Below are 18245 nucleotides of genomic sequence, written 5' to 3'. Positions count from 1 at the left end.
TGATAGAACCGCACCCCCGACATGTCGTTACCACCCGCGATCCGCAACGCCTCCAGAACCCGCAGCACCCCCATCCCCGTCGTCTCCCCGGTCAGCTCCGCCTGCTTCCACGACAACCCCACGAACGAGATCGCCCCCAGGTTGTACACCTCGTCCGGCTGCGAGATCTCCACCGCCCCGATCAACGACGGAAGATCCGTCAGATCCCCCTCCAACAACACCACCCCCGGCACCAGCCGCTCCACCGTCGCCACCTTCGGGTTCGACTGCCCCCGCACCAACCCGAACACCTCATAACCCTTCGCGGTCAGCAACTCRCCCAGATACAACCCGTCCTGACCGGTAATCCCGGTAATCAGCGCGCGAGGCACGTCGAATCCTYTCGTCGAAAAAATCTTCGGCCGGGTTCCCAGCTATTCAGGAACCCAGCCGGGCCGGGCTTCGCGGTACCTCGGCACCGAGCGCGTCAGCGGCCGCGAGGGTCGCCCGGCTCGAGGCGAGCAGCTCCGCGGTGACACCGGTGTCGCTGCCGCGGCACATCCGCAGGAAGGCCGCCGCGGCGGCGTGATGCCCCTTGTCCTGCGGCCCCTTCCAGGTGGAACGTCCATCGATCACCAGTTCGCGGTAGTCGTCGATGCGGACGTGCCGGCTGCCCGCCAGCGCCTCGAGGTGCTCCTTACGCACTCCGCGGGGACGGGCGGAACTGTAGGAGATGGCAGACAGGGAACCGTCGGCATGCCGGAGCGTGACCGCCACATCGGGAGCAAGCAACAGCTCGGCCTCCCGCCCGGCGAGCGCCGTCACCGTGTCCACCTCGCTGCCGGCGAGCGCGGCACAGGTGTCGACGAAATGGCAGACCTCACCGAGCAGCCGGCCACCCTGGACCCGGTCGTTGTACCAGTGGTCGGCCGGCACCGGCCCGGCGGCGATCCGATAGCTCAACGTGAGAGGACCATCCCGGTCGGCCAGCGCCGCGCGAGCTGCGGTGACCGCCGGGGAAAAACGCCGGTTGTATCCGACGACAAGCACCCCGCCGCCGGTCGCCGCCGCCTTCTCCACCCGGTTGAGCTCGTCGAGGCTCAGCGCGAGCGGCTTCTCGCACCATACGTGCCGACCGCGTTCCAGGGCCCGGGCGGCGAGGTCGGCATGCGTCGCATGCGGCGTCGCGATGACGACCACGTCGACGTCGTCGTCGTCCAGCACGGCGTCGGCGCCGGCCACCGCCCCGGCGAACCCGTGCCGGTCCGCGAAGGCCCTGGCCGACCGGCCACCGGCGGAGGCCACCGTGACCAACTGGTCAAACCCGGCCGCCCGGAAGGCGGGCAGCAGAACCGATCCGGAGAACGTCCCGGCCCCGATCCAGCCGACCCGGCTGCCCCGACGTCCCGCTGGGGCGGATCGCTGGCGGGGCACCCGCGGCCGCGGGCTGACCGACCGGTCCCGGGTCGGGCCCGCGCTGTGCGCCAGTGCAGCCCCGGCCACCGCGGACCCGACCCGTTCGGACCCGACCCGTTCGGACCCGACCCGTTCGGACCCGACCCGTTCGGAGGCAGCCGACGCCGGGTAGTCGAAACGGATCCCCAGGTACGGCTCGCTGCGGGTGGCGACGATCTCGTAGGCCCGCGGCGCCGCGTCGATCGGAAAGGCGTGGGTGACAAGATCATCAACTCGCAGCCGGTCGGCCGCGAGCAGGTCGAGCACGGCCTCCTGGTTGCGTCCCTCGGTCCAGCGGACCTGCCCGGCCGGGTAGTCAACCCCCCACTCCTCGTAGCCACGCTCGTACCGGCCCGGTCCGTAGGAGCGGGCGAAGCGCAGCGTCAGCTCCTTGTCGTAGAACGGCGCGCGAAGCAGGCCCAGTCCGACGTCACCCACCACGACCAACTGCGCCCGGTCCCGGGCCAGCGCGGTGGCCCGCATGACCGGTTCCGCCGAGCGACCAGCGGCGCAGATGAGGACCGCGTCGGCACCACGGCCCCGGCTCCATGCGCGGACCGCGGCGGTGGTGGCCTCGCCGGACTCCCGCAGCGCACGGACACCGCTCGCCTCGGCGGTGACCAGCGGCAGATCGGCAAGGTCGATGCCGGCGACGTCACATCCGCTGGCGAGCCCGAGCCGGGCTGCGAGCTGACCGACCAGCCCCAGCCCGACGACCACCACCTTCGCCCCGGGGCCCACCTCCGCCAGGCGCAGCCCGTGCAGGGCGATAGAGCCGATCGTGGCGAACGCCGCCGCCCCCGGGTCGACCCCGCCCGGCACCCGGGCGCAGAGCAACCCGGGAACGGCCTGGAACTCGGCGTGGTTGGCGCGCCCGGCCCCACCCGTGGCGACGAGGTCACCGGGGCGGATGCGGTCAACCGCGGAGCCCACCTCGACGACGCGACCACATCCGCTGTAGCCGAGGGGAACGTCGGCGCCGAGCCGGTCCCGGACCGAACGCGCGGCCGGGATGAGACCGTCGGTCCTCGCCTTCTCCGCGACCTTGCGGACAAGGTCCGGGCGGGCCCGCGCCTTGGTCAGCAGCCCGGAGCGGGCGAGCGTGGTAACGGCACGTTCCGTGCCGGCGGACACGATCGTCGCAACGGTCGCCACCAGCACCTCGGTCGGACCGATGACCGGCACGGGAACGTCGACGACGCGCACCGCCCCGCCGGACGCCGCCTGTACCACCTGCTTCACCACGCCACCTGCTTCACCACGCCACCTGCTTCACCACGCCACCTGCTTCACCACGCCACCTGCTTCACCACGCCACCAGGGCGCCGCCGCGCCGGCCGACGGTCGGCGCCGGCAGGTGGACCCGCACCCACGCGCGGACCCGTACCGGCGTGTCGGCCCGAGTCTTCGGTACGACCGGGGGAAGTGAGGGCGTCGGGGGCGCCCACGCTCGCATCATGCTGCGCAGTGTAGTTGATGCATTACATTCAGCGATGAACATCGGCCTCGCCCATTCGAAGTGTCAGACCCGGAGGAACGGCATGCTCGAAGCGTCGGCCGCCGCGTGCATCGTCACCCTCGCGGCGACCCCGATCGTCATCGTCGGCATGCGTCGGATGGCGGCGATCGACGAGGTCACCGCGCGGTCCTCGCACCAGGTCCCGACCCCGCGTGGCGGCGGTATCRCAGTCGTCCTCGGGCTGTTCGCGGGCATCGGCCTGGCGGTGTGCATCCCTGGGCCCGGCGACGCCCGCGACCTGCTGTCGTTGACCATCGGCATCGCCCCGTTCGGCCTGATCGGACTCGTCGAGGACCTCAGCGGCATCGCTCCGCCGCGCCGGCTGGCCCTGCACGTCACCGCGGCCGTCGTCGCGGTGACGGCGGTGYGCGGGGCGGTGCTCGACGACCCGGTTCCGAGCGGCACAACCGTCCTGCTCGTCACGATCATCGCACCGGTCTGGATCACCGCGTTCGTCAACGTCTTCAACTTCATGGACGGCATCAACGGCATCTCGGTGACGACGGCGGTCCTGGCCGGGGCGGCGTTCACGGTGCTCGGAGCCGTCCAACACGTGGACGCGATCACGACCGGCGGTGCTCTCACGGCGGCCGCGGCGCTCGGTTTCGGCCCGTTCAACTTTCCTCGGGCCCGCATCTTCCTCGGGGACGTGGGCAGCTATTCGCTGGGAGCCGCGATCGCGCTCCTGGCGGTGCGGGCGGTCCTGGCGGGAATACCGGTGGAGACCGCCTTGGCACCGACGGCGCTGTACCTGGCCGACACCGCCTGGACTCTGCTACGCCGGGTGCGGGCGAAGGAACAGTGGTACCTGCCCCACCGCACCCATGCCTACCAGCGACTCACCACCGCCGGGTGGTCACACACCCGGGTGACCGGGCTGGTTGGCGTCCTGACGGCGGTCCTCGTCGCCTTGGGATTCGCCGCGGACGGACCACTGCCCGTTCGCCTGCTCGCCGACACGGCGGCCGGGCTGGTGCTCCTCGGGTACCTGAACGCTCCACAGCGCGTCGCGGCGGGACGGGACTCCGCCCGCCACTCGCGCGCCGTTCCCGCCCGCCCGCACCCGTCCCCCATGCCGGCCGCGTCCCCCATGCCGGCCGCGTCCCCCACACCGGCCGCGTCCCCCACACCGGCCGCGTCCCCCACACCGGCCGCGTCCGGAGTCGCGGCGATCCCGTCGCAACGCCGGCCGACGAACCCGGACAGGACAGACCRGACCGACGGGACCCGGCCACTGGGGGATGCCGGTCGAAGCCACTGATCGGCTCGTACCCCGCGACCGCCAGGCGGCCGACAACGACGACGGATGGCAATGAGATCGATACGAAGCGCGACACACGCGATGCGACATCGCCTACGTTTAGTCACTCACAGAATACAATACATTACTCATGGTGAAGTATGTAAAGGGCGACTGGAGGTCGAGGTCGGTGGTCCCCTCTCCTGTCCGGTCGCGCGTCCTGCTGGTGACGCACTACTTCCCCCCGGAGACCGGAGCTCCCCAGTCCCGGTTGTCGGAGACGGCACGCGCGTGGGCGGCGAACGGGCTCGACGTCACCGTACTCACCGGCATGCCGAACCACCCGACGGGCAAGATCCCTGCCGCCTATCGCGGCGCCTGGCTGCGGACCGAGCGGGTCGACGGGTACCGCGTCGTACGCACCTGGCTCTATGCCACTCCCAACGAGGGGATCGCCCGCAAGACCCTCGGTCATCTGTCGTTCATGGTCACCAGCGTCCTGCTCGGCGGCCGGCCCGCCGGCCCGGCCGACGTGGTGGTGGTGTCCTCGCCGACCTTCTTTCCCCTCGGCTCGGCCTGGCTGCTCGCCAGGCTGCGCGGCGCCCGGCTGGTTGTGGAGGTCCGCGACCTGTGGCCGGCCATCTTCGAGCACCTCGGCGTCCTCACCGACCGGCGGGTCCTCGGCGTTCTCGAACGCCTCGAACTCGCCGCCTACCGGGCCGCCGACGCCGTTGTCACGGTGACGGAGGGGTTCCGGGAGGACATCGTGCGACGAGGCATCGCGCCGCGCAAGGTGCACGTGATTCCCAACGGCGTGGACCTCCGCCGGTTCCACCCGACGACCGCGGCCTCGGCCGACATCCGGGCCTGGCTGGGCGCCACCGACGGCGACACCCTCGTGCTCTACCTCGGCGCCCACGGCATCTCGCACGGACTGACCTCGATCGCCGACGCGGCCGCCCGGGTGACCGGCCGGCCGATCCGGTTCGCCTTCGTCGGTGAGGGGGCCGAGAAACGCAGGCTCGTCGGGCACGTCGAGAGCCTGGGACTGGCCAACACGGTGCTGCGCGACGGGGTTGCCCGCGAGGAGGTACCCGCCGTCGTCGCGACCGCCGACATCTGCGTTGTCCCACTGCGGGACGTGCCGATGTTCGACACGTTCATCCCATCGAAGATGTTCGAGTTCCTCGCCGCGGGCCGCCCGGTGATCGGGGCGGTCCGCGGCGAGGCGGCCCGGATCCTCCTTGCCGCCGGGCAGATGGTCGTGCCCCCCGAGGACTCGGCCGCGCTGGCGGAGGCGATCCTGGTCCTGGCGGCGGACCCGGACCGCCGGGCGCGGATGGCCCGCGGCGGGCGGGCGCACGTCGAGGCCCACTACGATCGCGACGATCTGGCCCGCCGGTACCAGACGCTGCTGTTCGACAACGCACCGTTCCCGGCGCCGCCTCCACCGACGACCCTTTCCCCACCGGTGCAGGTACCTGCACCGGTACCTGCACCGGACGTGGTCGCATGAGGTTCCTCATCACCGGTGGCACCGGTTTCCTCGGAAGCCGGGTGGTCGACCGGGCGCTCGCGGACGGACACCGGGTCGTCGGGCTGGCGCGCAGCGACGCGGCGGCGACGAAGCTGCGCCGACACGGCGCGGGGACTGTGCGCGGTGACCTCGACGATCCGGCGACGTTGCTCCCGGCGTTCCGCGAGGCGAACTGCGAGGCGCTGATCAACATCGCCTCACTCGGGTTCGGCCATGCGGAGACGATCGTGACCGCCGCCCGTGCGGCCGGCATTCGCCGGGCCGTCTTCCTTTCCACCACCGGGATCTTCACCACGCTCGATCCACCCTCGAAGCGGATCCGGGTAGCGGCCGAGGGGACCATCGCGGCGAGCGGGCTGGACTGGACGATCATCCGACCGACGATGATCTACGGGGGTCCCGACGACCGGAACATGGCCCGGCTGCTGGCGCTGCTCCGGCGCGTTCCGGTGCTGCCGGTCCCCGGCGGGGGGCATCATCTGCAGCAGCCGGTGCACGTCGAGGACCTGGCCCGCACCGTGCTGCGCGCAACGACGACCGCGGCGGCGATCGGACGCGCCTATGACGTCGCCGGGCCGGAGGCATTGACGTTCCGGCAGGTCGTGATCACGGCCGGCGCCGCCGTCGGCCGGCGGGTGATCTGCGTGCCCGTGCCGGTCCGCCCCGTCATCGCCGTGACCCGCGCCTACGAGCGGCGGGTGTCCTCGCCAAGGTTGAAGGCCGAACAGATCGCCCGGCTCATCGAGGACAAGGCGTTCGCGATCGACGCGGCCCGCCGCGACCTGGACCATCGTCCGCGGCCGTTCGCGGCCGGTATCGCGGCGCAGGCCACCTCATCACCCTATCGGGTGACCCCAAGCCGCTCTCCCGACCGAACGGAGACCCGGATGTTCCGGATCGACCAGGCCACCCAGCTGCTCCAGGACCTCCAACGGATCGCCAGGGTGGCTGGTCCCCCGACGGCGCTGCGCTTCGGTGCCGCCGTGGCCCGGCATGCTCCGACCATCCGCCGGGCGGGCAACCTGGATGCCGCCGACCGGGCGATGGCCACCGGCGGCCACACCTACCGGCCGCTGCCCGGGGTGACGGTCATGTTGCCCGGCACCGCGTTCGGCGGCGCGCGCGAGATGTACTGCCGCGGGGTCTACCACGCCCTCCCCGGGTACGCGCCGGCGGCCGGCGAGGTCGTCGTCGACCTCGGCGCAAACCAGGGCCTGTTCTCGGTGCTCGCGGCGCGAGCGGGCGCCGATGTGATTGCCGTCGAGGCGCAGCGCGGGTTCGCCCCCGCCTTCATCAACCATGCCGCCGGCAACGGTGTGTCGAACCACATCCAGCTGCTCCACGCCCTGGTCGGTCCGACCGCCGGCGTGTTCGCCGATCCGCGGGCCCGCCGGAACGCGACACACTGGGACGGGGACGTCGACGTCCTCACCATGGCAGAGGTGTTCGAGGCTGGCGGGGTCGACCAGGTCGACCTCGTCAAGCTGGACATCGAAGGCTCCGAGTTCGCCCTGTTCGACGAGCCTGGATGGCTGGACGCGGTTGGTCGGATCGTGATGGAGGTGCACACCGGGTTCGGCGATCCCCRTACGCTCGACGACCTGCTGGTCCGGCACGGCTTCGAGGTCACTCTGCTCGGTAACGACCTGGTGCCGACTGCCCATCTGGGCGACGCGGCGTCGGGCTACCTCTACGCCCGCCGGACCCGATCGACGACCCGGGCCATCCGCGGGTCCGCGCAGCCCGACGGTCGCCCGGTGTCGGTACCCGGCAGCCGCCCGTCATCCGAGCCCGGTTTCGTCGACGACCCCGCACCGCGGGGTGTCTCGGCGTGAGGCCGATGTCCAGCACCCACCCGATCCTGGTCGACTGTGCCGGTGCCCGGATGGGCGGGGCATTGCGGTTCCTGACCGAACTGGACGGTTACCTGAGTTTTCGGCCGGGCCTGCAGGTCCATCTGGTCGGCCGAGATCGCCGGATCGGACCGGGCTGGCTCGCCCGCCGGGAGCGRCCTGGGCGGTACGCGCGCGCGATCGCCCTCAACAACGTCGGCTTCCTCGCGACCCGCGGCGAACGGTGGGTCCTGCTGCGCAACGTGCTGCACTTCCTGCCGGCGGAGGAGGCCCGGCGGCTACCCGGCGGCCTGCCCGACGGCGTGGCACGGACAGCACGTCTCGTGCGGCTGTTCGCCCGTCGTGCGGACGTGGTCGTCGTACCGACGACCACGATGGCGGACCGGGTTCTCACCATACTTCCTAGCCTGTCCGCCAGGCTGGTGGTCCGGCCCCATCCGCTGTCCCCCGATCCGACCCCTCCCCAGGCCCGTACGCCGGGCCGGTTTCTGTGTCCCGTGTTGTTCGCGCCGTTCAAACCGATGGGGCACTTGCTCCGCATGGTCGATGCCGCCGCGACCCGGCTTCAGGAGGAGATCGGAGCCCACCTCGCGATCACGGTCACCGCGACCGATCGCGAGGCCCACGAACACGGCCTGTCCCACTGTCGGACGCTGCGGTTCGTGGGCCGGCTGACGCCGGCCGAGCTGCGGGCCCACCAACGCGATGCCGGCGCGTTGCTGCAGCCGACGACGATGGAGTCCTTCGGCTACCCGCTCGCCGAGGCACGGCTCGCCGGGATACCCGTCATCGCCCGCGACACCTCACACAACCGCGAGGTGGCCGGCCCGGTTCTGGTGCCGTACTCCCGGGAGTCGGCGGATGATCTCGCCGTGGCGCTGCGCACGGCGCTCACGTTCACACCACGGCCCGAGACGGGAAACCCCTTCGATCCGACGCGTTACTTCGACTGGTTGCTCGACGCAGGAGAGAGCTCACCGTGACGACRCAGACCCACCGAATCCCGCCGCGCCAGGGCCCGTCGTTCCCCGCGGCACCACCGGCCGCACCAGAACCGGCAACGCCAGCACCGGCCGCGCCAGAACCAGCCGCGCCAGAACCAGCAACGACGCGAACCCCGCGCCGAGCGAACTGGCCGACCCCCTATGACACCGCCGCCCCCGCCGGATCGACACAGCCACAGCCGGCGCCGGGATCGGTTCCCGTCACCGCGATCATCCTCGCCCACAACGAGGCACCAAACATCGTCCGGGCGATCAGGTCCGCCGGTTGGTGTCGACAGGTCGTCGTCGTGGACTCGGGTTCCACCGACGGCACCGMGGATCTGGCCCGCGCCATCGGTGCGACCGTCTGGCACGAGCCCTGGCGTGGGTTCGCCGGCCAGCGGCAGTGGGCGATGACCAACCCGGGGATCGCCCACGACTGGGTGTACTTCCTCGACAGCGACGAATGGGTGTCGACCGCGCTCGCCGCCGAGATCGCCGCCCGGCTGGGGACGGCGGACTGCGCGGCCTACAGCCAACGACGCCGGCTGGTGTTCGAAGGCCGCTGGATCGCGCATTGCGGGTGGTACGCGAACAGCTGGCAGGCGCGGCTGCTCGATCGGCGGGTGGCGTACTTCGACGCCGCCGTCACCTACAGCGAACGGGCCGTGGTCACTGGTGAGGTCGGACGGCTGTCCGCCGACCTGATCGACGAGGACCACAAGGGACTCGCCGCCTGGCTACGCAAGCACGTGCGCTACGCCGAACTGGAGGCGGCGCGCCGCGTGACGCAGCCCGCTGTCCGGGAGCGGTTGGCGCGGGTCCGCGAGGAGGTGCGCCGGCCCACCGGGTCGACCCGACCGCTCACCCGGACCATCGCGAGGGACGTGATCTTCCCGCTGGTTCCGGCCAAGCCGGCGGTCCTCTTCTGCTACATGTACCTGCTACGGAGCGGATGGCGGGATGGGCGGCAGGGGCTGCTGTTCTGTCTCTACTACGCCTGGTATGAGCTCACGATCGGCGCACTGACTCGGTCCGTTCACCGGTGACCGCGTCGGTTCCGCTCGGTCGCTACCTGCGCACCACCGCGGGACTGCGACCGGTCCAGCTCGGTGCCCGTGTCCGGCTGCGCGGGCAACGGGCCGTCCTGAGTCGCCACCCGGGCCTGGGCGAGATGCTGCTGCGCGGCAGGCCGCCAGCGGAATCCTGGCCGATCGGGTTCCTGCCGTTCGACGGCAGATGCCCGCCGGCTCGGCCGATGTTCGACGAGATCGTCGCGGGCCGCCTAACCCTGCTCGGTCACTCCCGCGATCTGTGTCCCCGGGACTCCAACACTCCCGCTACTGGAACCCCCGTACCCCCCACCCCCACGACCGGCGCCGCCGCGGGGGCCGGCGCCGCCGCGGCCCCCGCCCGATGGGACTGGAGGCAGGCCGACGCTCCGCTGCTGTGGCGCTACCATCTGCACTACTGGGACTGGGCATGGGCATTCACCACCGAGGCTGTCCAGGGGCCCGCGATGTTCGCCCGGCTGTATCTGGCCTGGCGGACCTCGGTGGCCCTGGGCGATCCGGTTGCCTGGTCGCCCTACGTCGTGTCACTCCGGGCCTGGACGCTGTGTGCCTTGTGGCCCCGGCTCGCGCGGGGAACGCCCGCCGAGATGGCGGTCCTCGCCGACCTCGGCGTCTGCCGGTCCTTCCTGCGCACTCATCTGGAGACCGACGTCGGCGGGAACCACCTGCTGAAGAACTACAAGGCGCTGATCGGGCTGGCGGTCGCCGATGACGACGCCCGCGGCCGCCGACGATGGGTCGACGCGCTGCTGCGCGAGCTCGATCGGCAGGTCCTCAGCGACGGTGGACACTACGAGCGCTCCCCCACCTATCACTGTCAGGTGCTGGCCGACCTCGACGACGTCGCCGGGCTGCTCACCGCGGCGGGCCACGTGGTGTCCGGCGCCCTGCTCGACGCGGCCGGCAGGATGCGGGCCTGGCTGACGGCCGTACTCGGACCGGACGGCGTGGTTCCCACGCTCAACGACGGGTTCGCGGTGCCCGCCGAGGCTCTGCGGCTGCTTCTCCCGGCTCCGGTAAGACCGACGCCGATCGCAGTCCAGGGTCCGGGTCCCGTTCCGATCCCGGCACCGCGCCTGGCCGAGATGCCCACCTCGACGTCGCAGTCGACCGTGGGGACCGTGCCCCGTCCGCGGACGCCCGCATCTGACCGGGCCGACGCCCTTCTGCTGGTCGACAGCGGTCTCGCCGTGCTGACGGCTGGACCGTGGCATCTGCTCGCCGACGTGGGCCTGCCCTGTCCCGAGGACCTTCCGGCCCACGCCCACGCCGACACCCTCGCGTTTCTGCTCTGGCACGACGGCCGGCCGCTCCTGGTGGATACCGGGACCTCGACCTACGCCCCCGGACCGGATCGGGACGCCGAACGCGGTACCGCCGCCCACTCGACCGTCATCGTCGATCACGCCGACTCGACCGAGGTCTGGGGCGCGTTCCGGGCGGGCCGCCGGGCCCGTCCCACTCTTGTCACGATGTGCCACCACGAAAACGTGGCGACGTTGGCCGCCGGCCATGACGGCTACCGCCACCTTCCCGGGCGACCCGTGCACTGGCGGACGTGGCGACTCGACCCGAGTGGGTTGTCCGTCGACGATCGGATCACCGGGGAGGGCCGCCACCACGTCGAGGTGCTGTTCCACTTCGCCCCCGGGGTGTCCGTCACCGCCGCGGCGGCCGATACCAGGCGAACCAGTACCACCTCGATCGGGACCACCTCGATCGGGACCAGCCGGAACGCGGCCACCCGGAGCGGGGCCACGGATGCRCTCACGGTGACCACCTCCMAGGGGCGGCTGGTCCTGCGGGCCGGCGGACCGGGGCGGTGGGTGGTGCGCTCCACCCGCCGGGCGGTCGGATGGAGCCGTACGGTGCCGGCGTACACCGCCGCGTACGTGATCGATGCCGAGCTGCCTGTCGCGGTACGCACCACGGTCGTCCACGAAGTCCGCTCCGGCGGCCCGCGCTCCGGCAACCTGCGCTCCGGCGACACGGAATCGTCGCCCGCCCGCCTCTGACGCACACCCGGACCTGACCCGCCCCGGTCGCACCGAATCACCACGAAACCGAACAAACTTCCCGACGGGAGAACACCGTGCCGACCSTGTCCGTCCTACGCCCTCTCGCGGAACGGCTCACCCACCATCTGGTGGTGGCCCGCCGCCTGCCGCCTCCCTTCCAGGCGACGCGCATCTACGTCTCTTCCGAGGCGGGTCTGAAGTATCTGCGCCCCAGTCTCGCCGCCGTCGATCCGGTCCTGACCGACCTGGTCGGCGAGGTCGTGCGCCCCGGCCACGTGGTCTGGGACATCGGCGCGRACGTGGGACTGTTCGCCTTCGCCGCCGCGTCCGCCGCGACGTCGTCCGGCACAGTCGTCGCGGTCGAGCCCGACACCTGGCTGGTCGGGATGTTGCGCCGGTCGCAGACACGGTCACCACGCCACGGCGGATCATCGGCCACCGATGGCCGCGCCACGGTGAAGATCCTGCCCGCCGCGGTCGGTGCGGCCCCGGGGATCAGCACGTTCCACATCGCGAGTCGCAACCGCGCGACCAGCCATCTGGACGGATTCGGCAGCAGCCAGACCGGCGGCACCCGCGCGGCACAGCTCGTGCCGACCTTCACCCTGGACGGCCTGCTCACCCATTTCCCGGCACCGGACGTCGTGAAAATCGACGTGGAGGGGGCCGAGCACGCGGTCCTCAGCGGTGGGCGCCGGCTTCTGGGCRACATCCGCCCGACCGTGATCTGCGAGGTCACCGGACGCAACGCCGAGGCCGTCGGCGACCTGCTGCGCGGGCACGGGTACCGCATCGTCGACGCGGAGGTTCCGCCGCCGGCCCGGCGGCCCCTGACGGCGGCACCCTGGTCCACGTTGGCCGTGCCAGACGTCCCGCCCTCCACCCCGCGACCCGCGTCCGGGCAGGTTCCCGAGCCCCTGGTGCGCGCATGAGGACCACGGCGGTCATCGTCCACTGGGGGCCGACCGGGCCGACGATGGATCTGGCCGCGCAGCTGGCGGCGATGCCTCAGATCAGCGAGGTCGTCGTGGTGGCGAACGACCTGCGAGGACGACCCGACGGCCTCGGGGAAGAGACGGCCTGGCTCGTCCCCCCCGGCAACCTCGGTTTCGGCGGCGGCTTCCGGCACGCGTGTGACGCCTATCCGGCCACCGACTGCTATCTCCTGCTCAACAATGACGTCCAGCTCGTGCCGGCCACCGTCGACGCCTGTCTGGAACTACTGTCCCGCCCGGGCGTGGGCATCGTCGGACCCACTCTGGTCAACGCCGACGGTCTGCATCCGGGCTTCGCCGGGCTCACCCGCGTCTTCACCGTGCCGCGCGCCCGCCGGACCCCCACGGACCACGCCGATGACGTGCCGTGGKTCACCGGCGCGATCACCTTTGTCAAGGCCGAGTGTCATCGGCAGGTGCCGATGGCCGTTCGGTACTTCCTGTACTACGAGGACGTGGATCTCTGCCAGCGCGCTCGGGCGGCCGGGTGGCGTGTCCTCGTCAGTCCGGCCCAGGCCTGGCACACCGGTGGGGGGACGGTACCCGGCAACGGCTACACCTACTACACGGTGCGCAACCGGCTGTGGTTCGCCCGCATCCACGGCCGCCCGCGGCAGGTGGCGCTGGTGACCGCCTGGCTGCTCCTGGCGGTGCTGCCCCGGGTCGCCGTGTCCGAGCTGGTGCGCCGGCGCGGAATCGTCCGCGTCCACTGCGGCCTGCGCGGCGTCGTGGACGGTCTCGCCCGCATCCCCGACATCGACCAGACCCTGCCCGGGGAACCCCGGGCGTCCCGGTGGAGTACGTGGACACGCGAGGCCCGCTCCGTCCCGCGTCCTCGCCCGGCCCAGGACCGGCCGATCGGTCCGTCGGACCCCGCGGGGGGAGTCGACCGGCGGGAGAAGGCTGCCGGCACGGGGGAGCTCACCCGTCCCGGCTGAGCGTGACCACCACTCCGTGGCGGTCGACCACCTGGAAGCCCAGTCCACGCGCGGCGTCGAGCAGGTCCGCCGCGGTGACGGGCCGTCCCTCGAAGGTCGTGTCGTGCATCTCGAACACCGCTCGACGGCACCGGTCCAGCGCGCCCGGATCCCCCAGCAGAAACGACGCCTCCGCACCCTCGATGTCGCTGACGAGGTCGAACTCAGCGATCCTCTTGCGTACCAGCAGGTCCCGAAGCGTGGCCGCCGGAATGGTGACGGTCCGCCGTGACGCGTCGTCCCACAACCGGGAACCGAGGTTGTTCCCGACGAGGGCGAACGCCACCGGACCCACGGCCTGCGTGATCGCCCTGTTCTCCACGTCCAGGGTGATGTGCCCGGCGTACGCGGCCAGGCGTCGCGTGAGGCCCTCGATGAGGTGGGGATTGGCCTCCACACACACCAGCCGCGAGCCGGGTGCCAGCCGCGAGGCGATATGCGCGCTGGTGATGCCCAGACTCGCACCAAGTTCCACGACGGTGCCCGAGGTCGTGAGATGACGGCGGATCATCCGGATCTCGGCCCCTTCGTACAGCCGCCAGAACAGCGCCGCCCGCGCCTGCGGGGTGAAGTCGCGGTCAGCCACGTCGAAACGCAGCCCGTGGTTGGGGACCCGGTTGCGGGTGGCCGCCGCGATGACCGTTCCCACCGCCGGGGACGTCAGGGCACCGGCGATCGAGATCTTGGTTCGGTAAAGAACATCACTGGCGTCCATAAGCAAGATTTTTTCCCTTCGTTGCGGGCCGGGCGCCACCGTAGGCGAAGCGTGCCGTCAGGAACAGCACGGCCAGCTGGATGGGYAACGCCGCGAGGAGGTCCCCCACGCTGCTCTCGGAGTTGACCAGTTGGAGGAAGAGCGGAACGAAGATCACGATGTAGCGTAGATCCTTCATCGGGTCCCACGCCTCGTCGATCAGTCGGAAACCGGCGCCCAGTAGTGCCATGCCGACCAGCAGGGGAAGCAAGCCCCCGTGCAGATAGAGGTCGGCCTGGGGGGAGACAGCGGCCGCGGWGTAGATCCGGGCGTTCCCCGAGAGGTACTGCTGTTTGAACTCGTAGCCGGTGGCCCTGATCGGTTTGTCGGGCCAGACCGCCCGGGGCACGGCGGTCAGGACGGGAGCCAGGAACAGCTCGTTGATGTCCCGGTAGGGAACGATGTCGGGAGACAGCTGGACGACGATGGCCAGACTGTCGATGCCTCGCATCCGCGAGGTCAGGTACTCCAACGGTGACTCCCCGGGGCCTTCCCCCGCGGGGGCGTCCCCGGACAGCGTCCGGCCCAGCACGGTCGGCGCCATGGACACCGCCGACCGAGCGTCCATGGTGTGGCTCTGGCCGCGTACCTGGGCCCGGTAGGAGGCGTTGTAGGGAATCAGCACGAGGACGAAGATGGCGGCGGCCGCGACGATCCACCGCATCGGAAGCCGGCCGCGGGCGACGGAGAACGCGATCAGCACTCCCCACACGCTGGTCGCGAACACCCCCTTCATCCCGCTGGCGACAGCGAAGAGGATCTCGACGGACAGCAGGGCGACGAAGGTCCGCCGACGCCCCCCGCCCCCGTCTTCCCTGCCCCGGGCCAGATCGACGGCGGCGATGAGCAGGGCGGACATCCCGAGGCCGCCGAGCAGGGTGAGCGGCTGGGCGTAGGCACTCGCCTCGGAGACCTTCTGGGACGCGTCGCCCAGGTAGGCATACTGGCCCAGGAGAATCTGCAGGACCCGGGCCRCCACCGAGATCCCGCACAGGATCCACAGCACGCTCCGGTCGCGCAGCCGGGTACCGGTCCCGGGCGCCGCCGCGGTGGCAAACCGGGTGGCCGCGCGCGTCACCAGCCGGCCCGGGCCGAGCAGGTATCCGCAGGTCCACAGYGGCAGGGCGAGGCTCGCCAGGGCGAGTGCCCGCAGCACGCCGTCGAGATGGATCTGCGGAGTGTCCAGCTGGGGGGTGTGCCAGACCAGTGACACCAGCCCGAACGACATCCCGGTCCACAGCAGGTACCAGGGGCCGAGACGGAACAACCCCAGCCCGTAACCACGCCCCGCTCGCGCACCGACCAGGAGCAGCGCGGCGAGGCATTCGAACGTGAACGCCACCGAGCGCAGGACCACCCGGTCGGGCTCGGACGGCAGCCGGAGCGCCTCGACGAACCACGGCACCACGCCGACCATCACGATCATCAGCCACAGCAGCGGCGGACGGCGGACGGCGTGGGCAACCCTCCCACCCGGCACGGCCGGGGCGATCACCACGGCGCACCCGAGGGGATCGGCGAGGCGTCGCCGGCAGGCGTACCTGAGTGGCGCCGCGGACATCCCGCGAGCGGGCAGGCGGCCCGGGACGTCCGCCAGCAGAGAGTTCGCCAACAGAGAAGATCAGGCATGCCCGAACCTCACGCCGTCCGGTCGCGGGGCAGCGGCGTACGCCGCAGGGTGACGGCGACCTGTTCGAAACGCTCCCAGCCGTCGTGGAGCGCGAGCACGTTCGGCGAGAAGACGCCCTGCCCGGTCAGCCCGCGCCGGCTCAGATTGAGGATCCGGTAGCCGGCGGCGGCCAGCAGCGAGACCAGCTCACCGGGATTCTCCCCGGCAGCCCGCCGATCCCCTTCGCCGCGGTGGCTGTTCTCGCCGGAACGGTCTCCGCCGCGGCGGGCGGGGCGGGGCGGCATCGCCAGCAGGAGGGCCGGCCGATGCGCCCGTAGGAGCTCACCGGCGCCGCGCAGCACGTCGAGGCTCTCGGCCTCACCACCGATCCTGACCAGGGCGGGCGGTCGGTGCCGCGCGGCGTGGGCATCGAGGGTGATGGGCGTCGCGCCCGGGATGGGCGCGACGCCCACCGCGGCACTGGCACCCACCGTGGCACTGGCACCCACCGCGGCACTGGACAGGTGGACACTCGAGAGCCGGTTGCGCTCGACCAGTGCCGCGAGCGTCGCCCCGGTGCGCGGTGCTTCCTCGAAGGCATGCACCTCGCCGGCCGCTCCCACTACCCCGGCCGCCCACAGGGTGTAGATCCCGAGGCCAGCAGCGACGTCATAGCAACAGTCACCGGGGCGCAGAACCGCGTCGAACACCGGCGCGAGCGCTGGTGGCCGATAGCGGGGACCGCTGTAGGTGTTCGCAGGGTCCTGCATCCATCGGGTCGGCCAGCCACGACCGCGCAGGCTGGGAAGGCCCGCGGCCAGACGTCCCGCCAGCCGCCAGCGCAGCGGACCGGCACGATGCCCGGAGATCGCCGCGAGGTTTCCAGAGCCATCCTGGGTCACATACTTAAAGTAGTCGACGTCTTACAAAGAGCAATGGATTGAGGTCACGAATCCGTCGCGTCGTCCTCACCCACCTTGACCGCCAGCCCCGGTTCACCAGTCCGCACGGTGAACCCGTCGCGGTCACCGCCCAGCACGTCCGAGCCTGCCGGCGGCTCCTGACGGGGCACCAGCCACGGGGACCGCGGCCGCTCGACACGTCCGTGGAACCAGGCCACGGTGCGGGCAAGCCCGTCCCGTACGTCCACCAGGGGTCGCCATCCAAGCGCCTCCCGCGCCAGCGTGATGTCGGGGCAGCGCACGGTGGGATCGTCCTGYGGTCGCGGAACGAAGGTGATCGGGACGTCAGCCCCGCATACCTCCACGACGAGCCGCGCCGCATCAATGATCGTCATCTCCTGGGGACTGCCGAGATTCACCGGACCGGGAAGGTCGCTGTCCAGCATGCGCACGACCCCCTCCACCAGATCGTCGACGTAGCACAGCGACCGGGTCTGGCGACCCTCGCCCGCAACGGTGACGGCTTGGCCACGCAGGGCCTGCGCAATGAAGGTCGGGATGGCACGCCCGTCGTCGGCGCGCATCCTCGGCCCATAGGTGTTGAAGATCCGGATGATCCCGGTGGACGTGCCGTGGGTGGCGCGGTGGGCGGTGGTCAACGCCTCGGCGAAGCGCTTGGCCTCGTCGTACATGCTCCTCGGACCGATCGGATTGACGTGGCCCCAGTACTCCTCCGGCTGGGGGTGGACCCGGGGGTCGCCATAGACCTCCGAGGTGGAGGCCAGAAGGAACCGGGCGTTCTTGCGATATGCCAGATCCAGCAGGTTCGCGGTACCCGACGCACCGACCGACAGAGTCTCCAGGGGCAGGGCCCGATAGTCCACCGGGGACGCGGGGGAGGCGAAGTTCAGCACGGCGTCGACCGGGCCAGTGACGTCGATCGGCTCGGTCACGTCCCGCCGCAGCAGGCGGAACCCGCCATGCCTCCGAAGATGGTCGATGTTGCCCGGCCGGCCGGTGAGGAAGTTGTCGACGCAGATCACCTCGGCACCCCGAGCCAGCAGGCGGTCACAGAGATGGCTTCCGAGGAAGCCGGCCCCGCCGGCGACGACGACCCGCCTGGTCACTCCAACCACCACCCGTGAGTAAGGAAAGCCGGGCCATGGGCGTCACGTACCGCCATCGGTCGACAACGACACTGCGCGCCCCTCGGACAGCCCTCCTTCTATCACTGACAGTGATAGAAGGAGGACGACCACGGCGGGGAACCCGCGTGTCTCCACCCGATGACGCCGCAACCGCCACCCACCGCCACTCAGGCCCCACCGCCACTCAGGCCCCACCGCCACTC

General features: G+C 71.4%; 14 protein-coding genes. 8 read left to right on the top strand and 6 right to left on the bottom strand.

What is annotated here, in order from left to right:
* The coding region (locus CcI156_RS04450) for a GDP-mannose 4,6-dehydratase (protein WP_139341411.1) at nucleotides 1-371 on the bottom strand (371 nt) is incomplete at its 3' end.
* A 46-nt stretch (nucleotides 372-417) separates the two neighbouring features.
* On the bottom strand, nucleotides 418-2676 hold the full coding sequence (locus CcI156_RS04445) for a bi-domain-containing oxidoreductase (protein ID WP_076804392.1): 2259 nt from the start codon (nucleotides 2674-2676) through the stop codon (nucleotides 418-420).
* A gap of 299 nt (nucleotides 2677-2975) precedes the next feature.
* Here CcI156_RS04445 and CcI156_RS04440 point away from each other — a divergent pair, with 299 nt between their 5' ends.
* From CcI156_RS04440 to CcI156_RS04405, 8 genes are all read left to right on the top strand, one after another.
* Nucleotides 2976-4214: a glycosyltransferase family 4 protein gene (locus tag CcI156_RS04440; protein ID WP_254847269.1), complete on the top strand. Its 1239-nt coding sequence runs from the start codon at nucleotides 2976-2978 to the stop codon at nucleotides 4212-4214.
* 130 nt (nucleotides 4215-4344) lie between these two features.
* Nucleotides 4345-5709 carry a glycosyltransferase family 4 protein gene (locus CcI156_RS04435; RefSeq protein ID WP_082456658.1) on the top strand — a complete coding sequence of 455 codons (1365 nt, stop codon included), beginning with the start codon at nucleotides 4345-4347 and terminating at the stop codon, nucleotides 5707-5709.
* Nucleotides 5706-7565 (top strand): FkbM family methyltransferase, encoded by a 1860-nt coding sequence (locus tag CcI156_RS04430; protein ID WP_076804388.1) that lies wholly within the window; start codon nucleotides 5706-5708, stop codon nucleotides 7563-7565. Before CcI156_RS04435 ends, CcI156_RS04430 begins: the two co-directional genes overlap by 4 nt.
* Before the next feature lie 5 nt (nucleotides 7566-7570).
* Nucleotides 7571-8566 carry a glycosyltransferase gene (locus CcI156_RS04425; protein WP_023840573.1) on the top strand — a complete coding sequence of 332 codons (996 nt, stop codon included), beginning with the start codon at nucleotides 7571-7573 and terminating at the stop codon, nucleotides 8564-8566.
* Nucleotides 8563-9615: a glycosyltransferase family 2 protein gene (locus tag CcI156_RS04420; protein WP_076804386.1), complete on the top strand. Its 1053-nt coding sequence runs from the start codon at nucleotides 8563-8565 to the stop codon at nucleotides 9613-9615. The genes CcI156_RS04425 and CcI156_RS04420 overlap by 4 nt, the downstream gene beginning before the upstream one ends.
* On the top strand, nucleotides 9612-11654 hold the full coding sequence (locus tag CcI156_RS04415) for a heparinase II/III family protein (protein WP_076804384.1): 2043 nt from the start codon (nucleotides 9612-9614) through the stop codon (nucleotides 11652-11654). The genes CcI156_RS04420 and CcI156_RS04415 overlap by 4 nt, the downstream gene beginning before the upstream one ends.
* A 77-nt stretch (nucleotides 11655-11731) precedes the next feature.
* Complete coding sequence (locus CcI156_RS04410) at nucleotides 11732-12589, top strand: FkbM family methyltransferase (RefSeq protein WP_076804382.1); 858 nt, start codon at nucleotides 11732-11734, stop codon at nucleotides 12587-12589.
* Nucleotides 12586-13590, top strand: a complete 1005-nt coding sequence (locus CcI156_RS04405) for a glycosyltransferase (protein WP_076804380.1) — start codon at nucleotides 12586-12588, stop codon at nucleotides 13588-13590. The genes CcI156_RS04410 and CcI156_RS04405 overlap by 4 nt, the downstream gene beginning before the upstream one ends.
* Here the strand turns inward: CcI156_RS04405 and CcI156_RS04400 are convergent.
* Genes CcI156_RS04400 through CcI156_RS04385 form a run of 4 tightly spaced genes read right to left on the bottom strand, consistent with a single transcriptional unit; the run spans nucleotide 13574 to nucleotide 18021 of the window.
* On the bottom strand, nucleotides 13574-14344 hold the full coding sequence (locus tag CcI156_RS04400) for an FkbM family methyltransferase (protein ID WP_023840571.1): 771 nt from the start codon (nucleotides 14342-14344) through the stop codon (nucleotides 13574-13576). The genes CcI156_RS04405 and CcI156_RS04400 overlap by 17 nt on opposite strands.
* A complete protein-coding gene (locus CcI156_RS04395; protein WP_076804379.1) occupies nucleotides 14331-15995 on the bottom strand; it encodes a hypothetical protein in 1665 nt (554 codons plus the stop codon). Before CcI156_RS04395 ends, CcI156_RS04400 begins: the two co-directional genes overlap by 14 nt.
* Before the next feature lie 26 nt (nucleotides 15996-16021).
* Entirely contained in the window at nucleotides 16022-16894 is an 873-nt protein-coding gene (locus CcI156_RS04390) for a hypothetical protein (RefSeq protein WP_051623794.1), read from the bottom strand.
* 44 nt (nucleotides 16895-16938) lie between these two features.
* Entirely contained in the window at nucleotides 16939-18021 is a 1083-nt protein-coding gene (locus tag CcI156_RS04385; protein WP_011435737.1) for a UDP-glucuronic acid decarboxylase family protein, read from the bottom strand.
* Nucleotides 18022-18245: the final 224 nt, after the last annotated feature.

It is taken from the genome of Frankia sp. CcI156 (genome assembly GCF_001983015.1).
Classification (GTDB): Bacteria; Actinomycetota; Actinomycetes; order Frankiales; family Frankiaceae; genus Frankia; species Frankia casuarinae.
This window is presented reverse-complemented; position numbering and strand designations above follow the sequence as displayed.